General features: G+C 59.9%; 14 protein-coding genes. All 14 read left to right on the forward strand.

Features of this window, described 5'->3' with window-relative positions; translation table 11 throughout:
* The first annotated feature begins 82 nt into the window (after positions 1–82).
* Positions 83–583: a Cys-tRNA(Pro) deacylase gene (gene ybaK, locus DW754_RS09445; RefSeq protein ID WP_117746693.1), complete on the forward strand. Its 501-nt coding sequence runs from the start codon at positions 83–85 to the stop codon at positions 581–583.
* Between the two features lie 105 nt (positions 584–688).
* Positions 689–2,269 (forward strand): murein biosynthesis integral membrane protein MurJ, encoded by a 1,581-nt coding sequence (gene murJ, locus DW754_RS09450; protein ID WP_117759563.1) that lies wholly within the window; start codon positions 689–691, stop codon positions 2,267–2,269.
* Between the two features lie 6 nt (positions 2,270–2,275).
* Positions 2,276–4,216, forward strand: a complete 1,941-nt coding sequence (gene uvrC, locus DW754_RS09455) for an excinuclease ABC subunit UvrC (RefSeq protein ID WP_369832170.1) — start codon at positions 2,276–2,278, stop codon at positions 4,214–4,216.
* A 365-nt stretch (positions 4,217–4,581) separates the two neighbouring features.
* Positions 4,582–6,195: an ABC transporter substrate-binding protein gene (locus tag DW754_RS09460; RefSeq protein WP_117759559.1), complete on the forward strand. Its 1,614-nt coding sequence runs from the start codon at positions 4,582–4,584 to the stop codon at positions 6,193–6,195.
* Between the two features lie 157 nt (positions 6,196–6,352).
* A complete protein-coding gene (locus tag DW754_RS09465; RefSeq protein WP_117759557.1) occupies positions 6,353–7,309 on the forward strand; it encodes an ABC transporter permease in 957 nt (318 codons plus the stop codon).
* A 3-nt stretch (positions 7,310–7,312) separates the two neighbouring features.
* Positions 7,313–9,328 carry a dipeptide/oligopeptide/nickel ABC transporter permease/ATP-binding protein gene (locus tag DW754_RS09470; protein WP_117759555.1) on the forward strand — a complete coding sequence of 672 codons (2,016 nt, stop codon included), beginning with the start codon at positions 7,313–7,315 and terminating at the stop codon, positions 9,326–9,328.
* Positions 9,329–10,156: an ABC transporter ATP-binding protein gene (locus tag DW754_RS09475; RefSeq protein ID WP_006236159.1), complete on the forward strand. Its 828-nt coding sequence runs from the start codon at positions 9,329–9,331 to the stop codon at positions 10,154–10,156. It begins immediately after the preceding gene.
* A gap of 80 nt (positions 10,157–10,236) precedes the next feature.
* Positions 10,237–11,214: an acetylxylan esterase gene (locus DW754_RS09480; RefSeq protein WP_117759553.1), complete on the forward strand. Its 978-nt coding sequence runs from the start codon at positions 10,237–10,239 to the stop codon at positions 11,212–11,214.
* A complete protein-coding gene (locus DW754_RS09485; protein WP_117759551.1) occupies positions 11,207–12,058 on the forward strand; it encodes an acetylxylan esterase in 852 nt (283 codons plus the stop codon). The genes DW754_RS09480 and DW754_RS09485 overlap by 8 nt, the downstream gene beginning before the upstream one ends.
* A gap of 68 nt (positions 12,059–12,126) precedes the next feature.
* On the forward strand, positions 12,127–13,047 hold the full coding sequence (locus DW754_RS09490; RefSeq protein ID WP_035138887.1) for a dihydrodipicolinate synthase family protein: 921 nt from the start codon (positions 12,127–12,129) through the stop codon (positions 13,045–13,047).
* Between the two features lie 170 nt (positions 13,048–13,217).
* Entirely contained in the window at positions 13,218–14,183 is a 966-nt protein-coding gene (locus DW754_RS09495; protein WP_022094876.1) for an ROK family protein, read from the forward strand.
* A 140-nt stretch (positions 14,184–14,323) separates the two neighbouring features.
* A complete protein-coding gene (locus DW754_RS09500; RefSeq protein ID WP_022094877.1) occupies positions 14,324–15,010 on the forward strand; it encodes an N-acetylmannosamine-6-phosphate 2-epimerase in 687 nt (228 codons plus the stop codon).
* Positions 15,011–15,111: 101 nt separating this feature from the next.
* Positions 15,112–16,032 carry an RNase adapter RapZ gene (gene rapZ, locus DW754_RS09505; RefSeq protein WP_022094878.1) on the forward strand — a complete coding sequence of 307 codons (921 nt, stop codon included), beginning with the start codon at positions 15,112–15,114 and terminating at the stop codon, positions 16,030–16,032.
* A 6-nt stretch (positions 16,033–16,038) separates the two neighbouring features.
* Positions 16,039–16,968 (forward strand): DNA-binding protein WhiA, encoded by a 930-nt coding sequence (whiA, locus tag DW754_RS09510; RefSeq protein ID WP_117759549.1) that lies wholly within the window; start codon positions 16,039–16,041, stop codon positions 16,966–16,968.
* The last annotated feature ends 111 nt before the right edge of the window (positions 16,969–17,079 follow it).

The following is a 17,079-nucleotide window of genomic DNA, read 5'->3' on the forward strand; positions in this document are numbered from 1 at the left end:
CTTGCTGTGTCGAAGTGACGTATGCAGCCGAATTGGACATATACTTAATCCTTGCGTCCGAATGCGAGGGAAAGGATATGCCATGGCAAAGGCTGTAAAGACGCCAAAAACCAATGCGATGCGCGAGCTGGAAAGCGCCGGCATTTCCTATGTTCTACATACGTACGAAGACGATGGTGATGAGTCGGCGGGCCTGGGGGTCGCGATTTCGGAGCAGCTTGGCGAGGAGCCCGGACAAGGATTTAAGACCTTGGTCTGCGTGACGCCGTCCAACGACCACGTCGTGTGCTGCATCCCTGTTGCCGACGAGCTCGATCTAAAGTCCGCCGCGCGTGCCGCGGGGGAGAAGTCCTTGGCCATGATGCATGTGAAGGATTTGCTTGCGGCGACTGGCTACGTTCGCGGCGGCTGCAGTCCGGTCGGTATGAAAAAACGCTACCGGACGCTCATTGATGAGACATGTGTCCTTTGGGATACCATTTTTATTTCGGGAGGCAAGCGTGGTTATCAGCTCGAGCTTGCACCTGATGATTTAATTGCATTTTGCGGGGCGACAGTTGCCGCGATTACGAGAGAGGACTGAGCGATGCCGCAGGAAGAATTGAAGCGCGGAGCTCATTTTGCAGAAGAATCTGCGCCTCAGACACCCTCATCCGAAGCTTCTTCATCGCGAGATGACACTGACGACATGGGCTCGTCGGACTACTCCACGGTTGGTCGTTCCGCCGGGCTTATGACCATCCTGACCATCGTGTCTCGCGTCACTGGTTTTATCCGCACGTGGGCAATGGCGGCCGCTATCGGCATGTCGCTACTCTCGTCCTCCTATCAGGTCGCCAACAACCTGCCCAATATGCTCTACGAACTCGTGATGGGCGGCATGCTCGTGACGGCGTTTTTGCCCGTGTACATGGGCGTGAGGCGTGAGCAGGGTCGCGAGGCCTCTAACGAGTACGTGGGCAACCTGCTCGGCATTCTGCTTTTGGTGCTGGGTGGCATTTCGTTGCTGGGGACCGTGTTCGCCCCGGGCTTTATCTGGACGCAATCGTTCCTTTCGGGTGACGGCGGCAGCATGGATACCGCTGCGTTCATGTTCCGTTTCTTTGCCATCCAGATTCTGTTTTATGGTTTGGGTTCGGTGTTCTCGGGCGTTCTCAACGCACACCGCGACTACTTCTGGTCGACGTTTGCCCCGGTCCTCAACAATGTGATCGTCATTGCGAGCTTTATGGGTTTTGCGCCCGTGTCCGCACAGTTTGGCGAACGTGCCGGCATCATCTTGATTGCGGCCGGTACGACCCTCGGTGTCTTTGTTCAGATGGCATGTCAGATTCCCGCGCTTGGCAAGCACGGCGTGCATCCCCATATCCATATCGACTTTAAGGACCCCGCGCTGCGCCAGACGATTGCGCTCGGTATCCCGACGCTGCTCGCCACGGTGTGCATGTTTGTCTCGACTTCTATCACCAACGCTGCCGCGCTGGTGGTCCAGCCCGAGACTGGCCCTTCCGTCATCGCCTATGCGCGCCTGTGGTACACGCTGCCCTACGCGCTGATTGCCGCCTCGCTTTCGACGGCGCTCTATACCGAGCTCTCTCACGACGCACAGGAGAAGGATTACGACAGCGTTCGCACGGGCATTTCGCGTGGCGTCGCCCAGATGCTGTTCTTCCTGATTCCGTTTGCGCTGTACCTGATTGTCTTCGCGCGTCCGCTCAACATGATTTACTGTGCCGGCAAGTTCGATGAATCCGGCGTGGCGCTGGTGTCCGAGTTCCTTGTCTACCTGGCGTTCTCGCTGCCGCTCTACGGCGTGGTCGTGTTGATGCAGAAGAGCTTCTCTGCCTTGCTCGACATGAAGCCCTATAGCCGCTATTGCCTGTATTCCGCCATCGGCCAGGCCGGCTCGGTTCTGCTGTTTGGCGTTGTGCTGGGCTTCGGTATGCCGGCAATCGCGCTTTCGTATGTCGTCGACTACGTGATCTTGGTCGGCTGTTCGCTGTGGTGGCTGCGTCGTCGCCTGCGTGGCCTTCAGGTCAAATCTATCCTACATGGCGGTTTCTTTGGCCTTTTGCTCGGTGGCCTGGGTGCTGCCGCAGGCGCCGGCGTCATGTGGGCGCTTGAACACTTTGTCGGGGCACTTGGCGGCTCGATTCTGATTACTCTTGGCTATGTTTGCGTTGCGGGTGTCGTCTCGCTTGCTGTTACCTTTGGCCTTGCCGTCGTCCTTAAGATGCCCGAGGTCTCGGCGCTGCTTCGTCGCAAGTAGGTGCGCGTGGCCGGTCACGACAACATTCCAACGCTTGCCGAGCAGGTTTCGCGCGTTCCCACGCAGCCCGGATGCTACCTTTGGAAGGATGCCAAGGGCGATGTCATCTACGTGGGCAAGGCGAAAAACCTGCGCGCCCGTATGCGTCAGTACGTGACGCTTCAGGACGAGCGCCAGAAGATCCCGCTGATGATGCAGCTGGTGGCGAGCTTTGACTATATCGTGGTGGAGACCGAGCACGAGGCGTTGGTGCTCGAGCGCAATTTGATTGGTCAGTACCATCCGTACTTTAACGTCGACCTCAAGGATGACAAGAGCTACCCCTTTATCGCCATTACAAAGGGCGACCTGTATCCCGCTATCAAATACACGCGTGAGCGTCATAAGCCGGGAACGCGCTATTTTGGACCTTATACCGATAGCCGCGCGGCACGTGAGACGATAGATACGCTGCGCAAGGTTATCCCCATCTGCTCCGCATCCTGTGCGGAGTGGCGTCGTTGTCGCCGTATCGTCGAGTCCCACAAGGGCGAGGAAGACATCGTCAATATGATTTGCGCGCAAAACGGGCGCCCCTGCTTTGACTACCATGTCGGGCGCGGCCCGGGTGCGTGTGTCGGCGCGATTTCCCCGGCAGACTATGCCAAGAACGTCAAGCGTGTCGAGCGCTTTTTGTCGGGCCATCGCAAGGATGTCGTCGATGAGCTGACCTCCGAGATGACGGATGCCGCTGAGGCGCTCGACTTTGAGCGCGCGGCACGCGTCAAACGTCGTTTGGAGGTCATCAGGGGTCTGGACGATCGTCAGCAAGTCGTTTTTCCCTCCAGTGTCGATATAGATGTCATCGGTTTCTATCGCGAGGAGACCATCTCCGCCGCTTGCGTCTTCGTCGTTCGCGAGGGCCGAACTGTTCGCACCTGCGAGTTCATTCTCGACAAGGGTCTTGATGTTGACGAGGAAGAGCTCCAGTCGGGCTTTCTTAAGCGCTATTACGACGAGACGGCTGATATTCCAGCTGAGGTCAACCTTTCCGTCGAGCTTGAGGATGCGGAAGCGCTGGGGGAGTGGCTTGCGGGCAAGCGTGAGCGTTCCTGCCATCTCCATAGGCCGCAGCGTGGCGAAAAGCACCGTCTGCTCGATATGGCATCCAAAAATGCGCGCCATGCCCTCATGCGCTACATGATGCGAACGGGGTACGCTGACGACCGCACCAATCAAGCGCTCCTGGAGCTCGAAAGTGCGTTGGCGCTGCCATCGCCGCCGTTGCGTATCGAGTGCTTCGATATCTCTACACTGCATGGCACCTTTACGGTCGCCTCGATGGTGGTGTTTACCAACGGGCGCGCCGACAAGAGCCAGTATCGTCGTTTTAAAATTCAGGCCGAATTGGACGAGGCAAACGACTTCGTGTCGATGTCCGAGGTTTTGGGACGACGTTATGCTCCCGAGCGCATGGCCGACGAGCGCTTTGGCTCGCGCCCCGATTTGCTCGTTGTCGATGGCGGTAAGCCGCAATTGACCGCTGCGATGAAGCAACTTGAGGCTCTTGGGCTCGATATACCAGTTTGTGGCTTGGCAAAGGCCGATGAGGAGGTTTTCGTGCCTTGGGACGAGACTCCCGTCGTGCTGCCGACCGGGTCCGCGTCGCTCTATCTAATTAAACAGGTGCGCGATGAATCGCACCGTTTTGCCATCACGTTCCATCGCGAATTGCGCGATAAAGCCATGACGGTTTCGGTACTCGATGACGTTCCAGGCGTGGGACCCACCAGAAAACGTGCCCTTATGCGCCATTTTGGCTCGATGAAGCGTTTGCGCGCGGCGAGCGAGCAAGAGATCGCGGAAGTTCGAGGCATTCCTGCCGATGTCGCCAAAGCGGTTCACGAGGCGCTCGTTGCATGGAATGCCGAGCGCGCCGAGGCGGCGGCAAAGCAATCCGAAAACTAAACACGCCTCTAAACAACTGATATACATGATTGCGTGATTTTCAATCATTTATTTCACGGCGATTACCAGCCGATTTCGGGTTTAATTAACGCTAAAACGTTTGACTAGCCATGGTGAACAACCCTGCTATCCTGCGGGTTGACGAAGACTGATATCTCACCTCGTCGATACATACTGTCTGGCGAATCGTTTGTCAATGAATTCGGTGAACGGTAGCAAATACCGTTCAAGCGTATGTATGTATCGGTCGCCGAGCGCGGCACCTCAGTTGGGTTCGTCGGTAGGTAAGGTATATATCGTCCGCAAGTTGCGCGGGGGCACGTCTAGGCGCTCCCGGGTAAGATTCTCTATTGATAGGAGAAGACATGGCCATCATCAACAAGGGTATGTCCAGGCGTTCGTTCCTCGGCCTCACCGGCAGCGTCGCTGCTGTCGCAGGGCTTGGTCTCACCGGCTGCGGTGGCAGCTCTAGCGACGAGGGTTCCGCTTCCGGTTCCACCGATTCCGCCAACCGTGGCGGCGGCGTGATCACCGCTGGTTCCGCTTACGCTCCGTCCAGCTTCGATCCCGCCAGCACCGGCTCCGCTGTGGGCCTGGGTGCTAACTGGCACGTCGTCGAGGGCCTCTACGGCATCGATTACCACGACTACAGCACCTTCAAAGAGCTCGCCACCGATGATCCCAAGTCTGTGGACGACACCACTTTCGAGGTCACCATCCGCAAGGGCGCCAAGTTCTCCGATGGCACCGAGGTCACCGCTGACGATGTCGTTGCCTCCTACACCGCTTGCGCCGCTTCCGCTACCTATGCTCCGTTCTTCCAGCCCTTCGAGTCCATCGAGGCCAAGGACGCCAGCACCGTGACGGTCAAGACCAAGGTCCCCAACTTCTCCCTGCTCAAGGATCGTCTGGCCATCGTCCGCGTTACCCCGGCCACCCAGACCGAGGAGGATCGCGCCAAGCAGCCGATCGGCTCCGGCCCCTGGATGTACGACTCTATCTCCGATACCGAGATCACCCTGGTTCCCAACCCCGAGTACAACGGTGAGTATGCTGCCGAGGATAAGAAGATCCAGTACAGCATCCTGACCGACCCCACCGCTCGCGTTACCGCTCAGCAGGAGGGCTCCACGCTCGTTATGGAGCTCGTTACCGCTGACGCCGTCGACCAGCTCGAGAGCGCCGGCTGCAAGATCGATAACGTTCAGGGTTTCGGCACCCGCTTCATCATGTTCAACGTCGCCAAGGAGCCTTGGAACAACGTCAAGGTCCGTCAGGCTGTCATGTATGCGCTCGACACCGAGAAGATGGTCAGCAACACCTTCGCCGGCCTTGCCACCGCTGCCAGCTGCTACCTGCCCAAGAGCTTCACCAACTATCATGAGGCTTCCACGGTGTACAAGACCGACGCCAAGAAGGCTAAGAAGCTCATCGAGGAGTCTGGCATCACCCCGGGTGCCATCACCCTGCGCACCACCGACAACGAGCAGATTAAGGGCATGGCCGCCCAGGTCAAGAACGACCTCGACGCTCTCGGCTTCGATGTGACCATCCAGACCGATACCTCGCCGGCCACCTACGCTGCCATCGACGGCGGCGAGGCCTACGATATCCTCCTTGCCCCAGGCGATCCTTCCTGCTTCGGCGCCGACCCCGACCTGCTGCTCAACTGGTGGTACGGCGACAACGTCTGGATGCAGACCCGTTGCCCGTGGAAGGAGTCCGCTGAGTGGCAGAAGCTCCACAGTCTCATGGACGAGGCTCTTGCCGCCGAGGGCGACGAGCAGCAGAAGAAGTGGAACGAGTGCTTTGACATCATTGCCGACAACGCCGTTCTGTACCCCGTTGTCCACGTCAAGACCGTCTCCGCTTCCTGGGACGATCCGTCCACTGCGCCCAACGGCGAGGCCCTCGATGGCTTCAAGGGCATCGGCACGACGAGCATGTCCTTCAGGGGCGTTGCGACCGTCAAGGCGTAAGACTCGCTTGAGTCTGTATGCAGGATGTCGGTCGTTGGGACCGTATCCTCATAGTTGAAACAAAGACCCGGGCGACCTCGATGTCGCTCGGGTCTTGTAATGAGTATCCGTACTCATATACCAGTTGGTCCTACCGACAAAAGAAAGGGGAGAGAACGTGAACAACTTGCTACGTTTGATTGGAAGGCGTCTTGTGGCGCTGCCGATCATGGCATTGGGCGTCACCGTCCTGGTGTTCTTCCTTATGTCGTTCTCCAAGACCGACCCCGCCTACACGGCGTTGGGTGACGGTGCCTCGCCCGAGGCGGTTGCCGAGTACCATGAGAAGTATGGTCTGGACGACCCCTGGCCCGTGCGCTACGTGCGCTATATGGGCGATTTGATCCATGGCGACATGGGCACCTATGGTGCTGCTCGCAACTCCGTTGCCAAGCGCATCTCCACTGCCCTGCCCGTCACGATGCAGCTGACCTTCATCGGCCTTGCCATCGGTGCGGTCGTTTCGTTTTTGCTCGGCGTCATCGCGGCACTGTATCGCGACAAATGGCCGGACCAAGTGATCCGCGTCTTTTCCATCGCCGGCTTGGCAACCCCGTCGTTCTGGCTTGCCGTTCTGTTGATCCTGCTGTTCTCTTCCTACCTTAAGGTGCTCCCGGCATCGGGTGCTCTGCCTCACTTCACCATGAATCCGGCTGGTTATCTGGGCCGCATGATTATGCCCGCCATCGCCTTGGCATTTCCGCTGACGGGCCAGATGACTCGTATCGTGCGTACCGCCATGGTCGAGGAGCTCGACAAGGACTATGTCCGTATGGCTCGCGGTGCCGGCGTTCCCGAGAAGGTCGTCGTCGGTATCAACGTTCTTCGCAATGCGCTGATCACCCCGGTCACCACCCTCGGTCTTAAGATCGGTTACCTCATGGGCGGCGCCGTCGTCATCGAGGTTATCTTCAACCTCCCCGGCATGGGCACCGCGATTCTGCAGGGCGTTCAGGGCAACGAGGCGAACCTGGTTCAGGGCGTCGTTATCGTCGTTGCTCTTGCCTTCATCATCATCAACATCGTGGTTGACATGCTCTACCTGCTCATCAACCCGCGCATCAGGACGGTGTAGATTATGGTAAAGATTCGAGAGAAGCAAACCGAGCAGCTCGAGAAGGCTGCCTCCAAGGGGCTCAAGCTCGGTGGCTGGAAGAAGATGACGCTGTCTTCTAAGATTGCCGCCGTCGTGCTGGTGCTGGTCGCCCTGACTGCGATTCTGGCGCCCCTTCTTGCCCCCTATAGCCCGGTCGAGATCTTTACGGCTCGCCAGGCTCCCGGCAACGGATTTATCTTCGGTACCGACGATAAGGGTCGCGATATTCTGTCGCGTATGCTCTACGGTGGTCGTTACTCGCTGATTATCGGCTTTGGCGCCACTGCCATGGCTCTGGTCTGCGGCTCGGTCGTGGGCGCCCTTGCAGCGGTTTCGCGCAAGGCCGTCTCCGAGACGATCATGCGTATCTTGGACATCATCATGTCCATCCCGGGCATCGCCCTTGCGGCCGTCTTCGTCTCCATCCTGGGCAACTCCGTGCCGTCGATCATCTTCGCCATCGGCTTTATGTACACTCCGCAGATTGCCCGTATCGTGCGCGCCAACATCGTGTCCGAGTACGGCGAGGACTATGTCCGCGCGGTCATCGTTTCCGGCGCCAAGGCTCCGTGGATTTTAATCAAGCATGTTCTGCGTAACTGCATCGCCCCGATCATGGTCTTCACCGTTACCCTAGTCGCCGACGCCATCATCTTCGAGGCTTCGCTGACCTTCATCGGCGCTGGTATCCAGGAGCCCACCGCTACCTGGGGCAACATCCTCGCCGACGCCCGCGGCGGCGTGCTCGCCGGCCGTTGGTGGCAGGCGTTGTTCCCGGGCCTGGCCATCATGATCACCTGCCTGGCACTCAACATCCTCTCCGAGGGCATTACCGACGCCATGGCCGCTGCTCCCTCCGCCGCCCTGGATCCGACCGATTCCTCCAAGCGTCGTGAGGCCGACCTGCTGGTCTCCGACCCCGTTCGCGCCTACAGGGAGCAGGCCCAGTCCCTCTCCGCTCGCCTTGGCGCCCTGCGCGATGTCGAGCTCAAGCGTGACGATCGCCATGTGCCCGACGAGTCTGTTGAGCCGATCCTTTCGGTCCGCGATTTCTGCATTCAGTTTGAGCATCACGGTGATATCAACGTCGTCGACCATGTCAACTTTGACGTCCGTCCTGGTCAGACCATGGGCCTGGTGGGCGAGTCCGGTTGCGGTAAGTCCATCACCACGTTGGCCATCATGGGCCTGACCGACGATGACGAGCACCTTTCCGGCGAGGTCCTCTGGGAGGGCCGCGACCTGCTCAAGATGAGCAAGAAGGAGTGGTTCGGCCTGCGCGGTACCGATATCGCTATGGTCTATCAGGACGCCCTGTCCTCGCTCAACCCCTCCATGCTCATCTCTGCCCAGATGAAGCAGCTCACCAAGCGCGGCGGCACCCGCAGCGCCGAGGAACTCCTGGAGCTCGTGGGCCTCGACCCCAAGCGTACGCTCGAGAGCTACCCGCATGAGCTTTCTGGTGGCCAGCGTCAGCGTGTTCTGATCGCTATGGCCCTTACCCGCGACCCCAAGCTGGTCATCTGCGACGAGCCCACGACCGCTCTGGACGTTACCGTCCAGAAGCAGGTCATCAAGCTGCTCAACGACCTTCAGGCCAAGCTCGGCTTTGCCATGATCTTCGTCTCGCATGACCTGGCGCTGGTCGCCGAGGTCGCCCATAACATCACGGTTATGTACGCCGGTCAGGTTATCGAGCAGGCGCCCACCAAGGAGCTGCTCACTAACCCGATCCACGAGTACACCCGCGGTCTTCTGGGCTCCGTTCTGTCCATCGAGAGCGGTTCGGGCCGTCTGCACCAGGTGCCCGGCGCCGTTCCGAGCCCGCGCGATTTCCCCAAGGGCGATCGCTTCGCGCCCCGCTCGAGCCATCCGCGCATTGGCCTGGACACCCGTCCGGTCTTCAAGCGCGTGCCCGGCACCGAGCACTTCTATTCCGAGCTCCCCGACGAGGTGCTCAAGGCAAATGGTTTGACCCCTCACGCGGAGGTGATGTAGATGAGCGAGACCGCAGTCAACGGCGTCGAGCCGATCATCTTCCTTGATGACGTCCATGTCACCTTTAGGACCCGTACCGGCTCGATTCTGCACCCTAACCTGGTTCACGCCGTCCAGGGTGTAACGATTAAGCTCATGCCCGGTCAGACGATCGGCATCGTCGGCGAGTCCGGTTGCGGTAAGTCCACCACCGCCAACGTCATGTGCGGCCTGCAGGCCCCCACGAGCGGCAAGGTCTACTTTAAGGGCAAGGACGTAACCAAGCGTACCGCCGAGGACCGTCGCCACATGGGTCGCGTCATCTCGGTCGTGTTCCAGAACCCGGCCACGGCGCTCAACCCCCGCATGGTCGTTCGCGAGCAGCTGCTCGACCCCATGCGCGTCCACAACCTGGGTACCGAGGCCGAGCAGGAGAAGCGCGTCAAGGAGCTCTTGGAGCTCACCGGTCTGCCCAGCTCCGCCGCCGAGGTTCTTCCCGGCCAGCTTTCGGGCGGCCAGCGCCAGCGCGTCGCAATTGCCCGTGCTCTGTCGCTGAACCCCGATGCCATCATCGCTGACGAGCCCACCTCGGCTCTGGACGTTTCGGTCCGCGCGCAGATTCTGAACCTGCTGACCGACCTTAAGAAGGAGCTCGGCCTGGCCATGGTGTTCATCAGCCATGACATCCAGACGGTCCGCTATATCTCTGACGACATCATCGTTATGAATGGCGGCAAGATCGTCGAGCAGGGCGAGGCCAAGCAGGTCTTCCAGCACCCTCAGGACCCCTACACCAAGATGCTGCTCGGCGCTGCGCCGTCGCTGCTTCATCCCAAGCTCGGCGAGTAGGTTCGCTTTCCCTCCCGTGCGCCCGGTTCCCTTGCCGGGCGCACCTCCGTTGCGATTTCGAAAGGTTGGGTTCACGGGCCATGCCAAGCGCTCAGGAGCTACAACAGCAATTTGGTGGTTATCGGGGCGCCATGCCCCGTCCATCCGATTTCGATCTCTTTTGGAACGACCGCATGGCCGAGGCTGACGCCGTCAAGATCGACTATGCGGTCGAGGCGGCATCGATTGCCGATACTGCGACCTGCCAGTTTTTTGACCTCTGGTATACCGGCATGTGCGGCGCCCGCCTGCATGCCAAGTATCTCAAGCCGGTTTCGGACGAGCCCGTGCCGCTGGTGTTACAGTTCCACGGCTATCCGGGTGCAAGCCGCAGCTGGTTCGAGCAGGCGTCGTTTGCGGGCATGGGCATGGCGCTCATTGCCCTCGACTGCCCCGGCCAGGGTGGCCCCTCCGAGGATATTGGTGGATTTGAAGGCACAACGGTCGCGGGCCATATCGTCGCCGGTATCGATGGCGACCCGGCCAACCTCTACTATGTCCGCTTGCACCAGGATATCCGCATTCTGTGCCGTATTGTTCGCGAGCTCGAGGGCATCGATTTTTCCCGCGTATTTGTGAACGGCGCATCACAGGGCGGCGGTTTGGGCATTGCGACCTGCGCGCTTAACAGCGAGCTTATCAATCGTGCCGCCATCCTCTATCCCTTCCTGTCGGATTTCCGCCTTGTTTGGGATCTGGATGCCGACGATATCGCTTATGAGGGCCTGCGTTATTGGTCGCGTTGGTTTGACGAGGACTCGACTCGTATTGAAGAGGCCTATGCCAAACTGGCGTACTTCGATTCCAAGAACTTTGCCCCCATGGTCAAATGCCCCGTGCTGTTTGGCACGGGCACAGCCGATATCGTCTGCCCGCCGGCGACGCAGTTTGCGGTCTACAACAACCTGGCCTGTGAGAAGCGACACGAGTTCTTTGAGGGCTTTGGCCACGAGGAGATTCAGGACTTTGACGACATGATCATTCCGTTTTTCTGCGAGGGAGGGGAGGCTCATGTCTAAGTGCGAGAGCAATGTCGACGAGCTGATTGTCCCCAGGCTCGCGGGGATGCCTGGAACGGTTTCGTCAAGGCTCGCAGAATATCGGGACTGGCACGGCGATGTCCAAGCAGATGTTTCTGATTTAGAGACATGCGCGTCGAATCTTGAGATTCAAGGCCAGGCCATTACGGCGATTGACTTTGTTAACCCCTGCGCTCGTTACTCGGAGATTTCCTTTGAGCTCGGTGACGATGCGGTCCACGCTCGTTTGATTGAGCCTGTCGGTCGTGCCCGAGTATCTGAGCGCGTGCCGCTGTGCCTGATGTTCCACGACATCGATCGGCCTGTGCGAGGCTGGCATCACATGACGAGATTTGCCGCCATGGGGTATGCCGTCCTCGCGCTGGATGACGATGTTGCTGGTGCGGACGACCTGCAGCGGGGGATTGCTTCGCCCGCTTTTGTCGAGCGCGTCCGTTGGGGTTGCGCGATGGCGAAGGTTGCGCGCAATCTTGATGGCATGGACCCCGACCGCATCTTTGCATGGGGCGAGGGCCTTGGCGGCGGAGTCGCGCTGGCGGTTTCTGCTCTGGATGAGCAGGGCCTCGCCTGCACGGCGGTTGCCAACCCGCTGCCCGGTGGCCTCGAGGCGCTGTCGTCTCGGGTGCGCGGCTCGGTGCTCATGGGCACTTCGCTCATGGATACCGTGAGCGACCCCAAGGGCCAGTTTGCCGTGTTCAACGGTCTTGAGTGTGACCGGAGGCATATCATCTATGCCAAATACGCTCACGAGCGCATCAATGCGTTCGAAAACGAAGTCGTCGACTTCTTTAACCAAACGTTCTACCCGTGTTCTTTGGCCTAGACGGCCTGGACACTGCCAACAAGAGTGGGTGGCATAGGGTCGCCCGCCAGACAACTAAGGAGATTCTTGTGGCAACTCAGAAATTCACCGGCGTTATCCCTCCCGTTGTTGTTCCCGATACCGAAGACCACCAGCTCGACGTTGCTTCCTTTGAGCGCAGCATCAACCGCATGATCGATGCCGGCGTCGATGGCCTGTTCTTCCTGGGCTCCTCGGGCGAGGTCGTCTTCTCCACCGACGAGCGTCGTCGTCAGATCATCGCCGAGGCCGTGCGCATCGTCGATCACCGCGTGCCTGTTCTGGTCGGCATCATCGACACCGAGACCGAGCGCATGATCGAGCACGGCAAGGTCGCCCAGGAGCTGGGCGCCGACGCGCTTGTCGCCACCTGTCCGTTCTATGCCCTGCAGGGCATGACCGAGGTCGAGGAGCACTTCCGCATCCTGCACGAGGAACTCGACCTGCCCATCTTTGCCTACGACATCCCCGTGTGCGTCCACACCAAGCTCCCCTGGAAGCTCCTTGCCAAGCTCGGCGCCGAGGGCGTCCTGGCCGGCGTCAAGGATTCCTCGGGCGATGACATCTCGTTCCGCTATCTCGTTCAGGAGAACGAGAAGAACGGCCACCCGATGAGCATCCTCACCGGTCACGAGGTTGTTGTCGACGGCGCCTACCTCGGTGGCGCCGACGGTTCCGTCCCGGGTCTCGCCAACGTTGAGCCCGAGGGCTACGTGCGCCAGTGGAAGGCCGCTCAGGCCGGCGACTGGGCTACCGTCAAGGCCGAGCAGGATCGCCTCAATGAGATTTCGCACATCTGGGACGTCACCTCGGGCGTCCAGGGCTATGCCGGTGGCGTCGGCGCCTTCAAGACCGCTATGAACCTCATGGGCATCTTCGACAGCCCGACCATGCCGCGCCCGGTGAAGGCCATGACCGGCGAGAACGTCGAGGCGATTAAGAAGGTCCTCCAGGACAACGGTCTCCTGTAAAGCTTCCCCAGGCACCCGATCTTGGGGCTCAAGTGGTCGGGCGTGACCCATTAGGTCAACGCCCGACCACTTTCACCCCAACCTCGGGCACCTGGGAAACCTTTACCAAGTTGCGGCGATAACACCGCCTTCATTTCCTGTAGTTGTTTTTATCTCCTAAGGAGAGCGACATGGAGAACAAGTACGTCTGCTCTGTCGATATCGGCGGAACTAAAATTGCGACTGCCATCATGGAGTACCCGGCTGACGGTAGTGTGCCCCATCCCGTTTTTGAGGCCGAGGTTCCCACAGAGGCCCAAGAGGGCGGCGAGGCCGTCTTCCAGCGTATCGAGGCGTCTATCAAGGCCGCTCTTGAGGCGAATCCCGATGTCGAGGTTCTCGGTGTCGGTATCGGTGCCGCAGGCGTCGTCGATCCCAAGACGGGCGCCATTGCGTATGCCAATGAGATCATGCCCGGCTGGTCCGGCGTTCAGTTGGGGCCGCGTCTGCGCGAGGACCTTGGTCTTCCCGTTGCCGTTGTGGGCGACGTGCAGGCTCATGCTCTGGGCGAGGCCCACTGGGGTGTCGGCAAGGGCAAGTTCTCCGTCTTGTGTCTTGGCATCGGTACAGGCATCGGCGGCGCATATGTCGAGAACGGCCGCGTAATGCAGGGCTTCCATGGTGCTGCTGGCCATATGGGCCACATCGAGTGCTCGGCTGCCGCCGGCATTCCCTGCGCCTGCGGGCGTTCCGGCCATCTTGAGTCTGTCGCTTCGGGCACTTCCATTGGTCGTATGTACGATGAGCGCTTTGGCCGCGTCGACCCCAGCCGTCCTTCGGTCGGTCGCGATGTGAACGACCTGTGCCGCGCGGGCGACGCAAAGGCAACCGAGGTCATCCATGACGCTGGCTTTGCGCTGGGCGCCAGCTTGGGCTCGCTCGCCAATATCCTTGACCCGGAGGTCATCGTGCTTTCGGGCGGTGTGATTCACCAGGGTCCCGATTGGCGCTCGCAGACGTGGAAGGACTCGGTGCACGAGGGCTATGCCAGCCAGGCGCTCGACCCGCTTCAGGACACGCCGATCCTCATCGGTTCTCTGGAGGGCGACGCGCCGCTTATCGGTGCCGCCGAACACCTTCTTGCGTCGTTGAAGTAAACATAACTACCAAGTGCGCCTTCTGAGGTGCCGCAGATTGACGTGAAAGAGGAGCGAAGCGTACTTCGGTACGCGAGCGACGGTTTGAACGTCAAGGTGCGGTGTCTCAGAAGGCTGTTTTGAGAAAGGTTGAGTCGCACATGACCGTCGATCCTTTGATTCAATCCCTGAAGGGCAAGCTCGTCGTGAGCGTTCAGGCGTATATGGGCGAGCCGCTTCGTACGCCCGAGACCATGGCTCAAATGTCTCGCGCTTGCGAGCTTGGCGGCGCCGCCGCCATTCGCTGTCAGGGCCTTGCCGACATTGCCGCTATTAAGGGTCGCTGTGAGGTTCCCGTTATCGGCCTGTGGAAGGATGGACACGAGGGCGTTTACATCACGCCGACGCTGCGTCACGCTCGCGCCTGCGTTGCTGCCGGTGCCGATATCGTGGCGATCGACGCCACCGATCGTCCGCGTCCCGATGGCAAGACCGTCGAGGATACCTTCCGCCCGCTGCACGAGGAGGGCGTGCTCCTGATGGCGGATTGTGCCACCATCGAGGACATTCGCCGTGCGGTTGATATGGGCTTTGACCTGGTATCCACCACGCTTTCTCACGGCGTCGCCGCCATCGACTGCACCATGGCCGATGGCCCCGACCTGCCGCTCCTGCGTCAGGCGACCGAGGAATTCCCCGGTCTTCCCATCATCTGCGAGGGCCGCGTGCACACGCCCGAGGAGGCTCGCGCTGCGATCGATGCTGGCGCCTGGGCCGTTGTCGTCGGCACCGCCATCACGCACCCCACGAGTATTACGAGTTGGTTCAAGGCTGCGCTTGAGGCGTAAGACAGGCCTCGTATCCGCTCGGGGCGGTATACTCAATATAGGCAATTGACCGCGCGGGATCCGGGTTGCTGGGTCCCGCGCTTGTTTTTGGGAGGCAGCACATGCAAAAGGGAGATGCCATGGATGCGGCGGAGCGCTCGGAGCGCATCCCCGATATCGTCATCATCACCGGAATGTCCGGATCGGGCCGCACACAGGCCATGCACGTGTTCGAGGACATGGGCTATTTTTGCATTGATAACCTACCTCCGCGTCTCATCGCCCAGCTTGCCGAGCTCGTCGGCATCAATACGGGCGTGGGCAGGCATCTCGCCGTCACCTGCGATTTGCGTAGCCAGGGACTGTTTGACGAGTTGCTCGATGCGGTCGCCGCGCTCGAAGAGCGCGAGATGAGCTGCGACATCGTGTTCCTGGAGGCTTCTGACGAGGTGCTGATTCGTCGCTACAGCGAAAATCGCCGCCGTCATCCCATTGCCAAGCCGGGGGAGACTACGGCCGATGCCATTCAGCGCGAGCGCCTTCAGCTGCAGGGCGTGCGCGATCGAGCCGATATGATTATCGACACGAGCCGCCTGCGCACCTCTGCCCTGCGCAACAAATTGCGCATGGCGTTCTCCGAGTTGTCCGACCAGCAGCTCATGGACGTTCACGTGTTCTCGTTTGGCTTTAAGCACGGTATGCCCGTCGAGGCGGACATTATGATCGACGTTCGCTTCCTGCCCAATCCGTTTTACGATCCCGAGATGCGTACCATGACCGGTCTCGATAAGAAAGTCTCCGACTTTGTTCTGGACCATCCCAAGACCCAGGAGTTCTGGAAGGCCTGGACGCAGCTGCTCGATACGGTGATGCCGGGCTATATCGCGGAGGGTAAGCCGCAGCTTTCTATCGCCATCGGCTGCACGGGCGGACAGCACCGTAGCGTCGCCATTGCCGAGGCCACGGCCCGTTACCTGGAAGGCGCCCAGTATCACGTGAGCATCTCCCACCGCGACCTGTCGCGCGCCAACACGAAGGCATAGGCCTGCATGTCGTTTACCGCTGAGGTGCGCGACGAGCTTGCGCGCTGCGAACCCGAATGTGAATACTGCGATTTGTCGACGCTTGCCGCCCTGACGCGTGTGAGCGGTACGCTTTCGTTGGCCGGCTCCGGGCGGTATCGTTTGACGGTCGCGACCGAGACGGGAGCCGTCGCGCGCACGATGATCACGCTGACGCATCGCATCCTTAAGCTCAAAACGGAATTCACCGTTCGTAAATCGGTCTTGCATAAGGTCCGTAACTATCTCATTACCCTGCCCGATCAACCCGACCTGGACAAGGCTCTGGTGCTGCTGGGCATTCTAGACCGCAGGGGAGGGCTCGTTGCTGGTGTTCCCCGACACATCGTTGCCCGTCCCTGCTGCAGGCTTGCCTACATCCGCGGCGCGCTCATCGCGGGCGGCTTCGTGGCCGATCCACGCGGCGATTTTCATTTGGAGATCGCGGTGCAGGGCGAGCAATATGCCAAGGGGCTTTGCGACCTGTTGGGGCAGATTGGGGTCCATGCTCGTGTTAATGCGCGGCGGGGGTCATATGCCGTGTACATTAAGAGCGCCGAGGAAATCGAGCATTTATTAAAGCTGATTGGTGCCAAGCGCAGCGTTGCCGAGATTGAGGAGGCGCGCGCGGTCAAGTTGGTTAAGAACGATGTGAACCGTCGCGTGAACGCCGAGCTCGCCAACCAGACCAGAAGCGCCGGTGCTGCCCAACATCAGCTTGCGCTTATCGATGAGCTCGAGCAGCGCGGCCTTCGCGATGCGCTTCCGGATGCCTTGGCGGTCTTTTGCGACCTGCGCGAGCGCTATCCCGATCTGTCGCTGCGTGATTTAGGGGAGATGGCTGACCCTCCCTTGTCGAAGTCGGCCCTCTACCATCGAGTTTTGAGGCTTGAAAAGCTCATTGAAGCAAACGGGTAGTTTAAAGTATCGACTTATATACGGATTTAGCTGCTATTTTATTCTTTAAAACGTTTTAACGGTTGATTTTCAATCTCAGCGCAACAGCCTGAACGGACCCCGCGTTTCCGC

Origin of the sequence: Collinsella sp. AM29-10AC (assembly GCF_003469085.1) — a bacterium.
Classification (GTDB): Bacteria; Actinomycetota; Coriobacteriia; order Coriobacteriales; family Coriobacteriaceae; genus Collinsella.

Bases quoted from the DNA above. Each gene is read 5' to 3' on its own strand.
- ybaK (WP_117746693.1), top strand. From the start codon at position 83: ATGGCAAAGGCTGTAAAGACGCCAAAAACCAATGCGATGCGCGAGCTG.
- murJ (WP_117759563.1), top strand. From the start codon at position 689: ATGGGCTCGTCGGACTACTCCACGGTTGGTCGTTCCGCCGGGCTTATG.
- DW754_RS09460 (WP_117759559.1), top strand. From the start codon at position 4,582: ATGGCCATCATCAACAAGGGTATGTCCAGGCGTTCGTTCCTCGGCCTC.
- DW754_RS09470 (WP_117759555.1), top strand. From the start codon at position 7,313: ATGGTAAAGATTCGAGAGAAGCAAACCGAGCAGCTCGAGAAGGCTGCC.
- DW754_RS09475 (WP_006236159.1), top strand. From the start codon at position 9,329: ATGAGCGAGACCGCAGTCAACGGCGTCGAGCCGATCATCTTCCTTGAT.
- DW754_RS09480 (WP_117759553.1), top strand. From the start codon at position 10,237: ATGCCAAGCGCTCAGGAGCTACAACAGCAATTTGGTGGTTATCGGGGC.
- DW754_RS09485 (WP_117759551.1), top strand. From the start codon at position 11,207: ATGTCTAAGTGCGAGAGCAATGTCGACGAGCTGATTGTCCCCAGGCTC.
- DW754_RS09495 (WP_022094876.1), top strand. From the start codon at position 13,218: ATGGAGAACAAGTACGTCTGCTCTGTCGATATCGGCGGAACTAAAATT.
- DW754_RS09500 (WP_022094877.1), top strand. From the start codon at position 14,324: ATGACCGTCGATCCTTTGATTCAATCCCTGAAGGGCAAGCTCGTCGTG.
- rapZ (WP_022094878.1), top strand. From the start codon at position 15,112: ATGCAAAAGGGAGATGCCATGGATGCGGCGGAGCGCTCGGAGCGCATC.
- whiA (WP_117759549.1), top strand. From the start codon at position 16,039: ATGTCGTTTACCGCTGAGGTGCGCGACGAGCTTGCGCGCTGCGAACCC.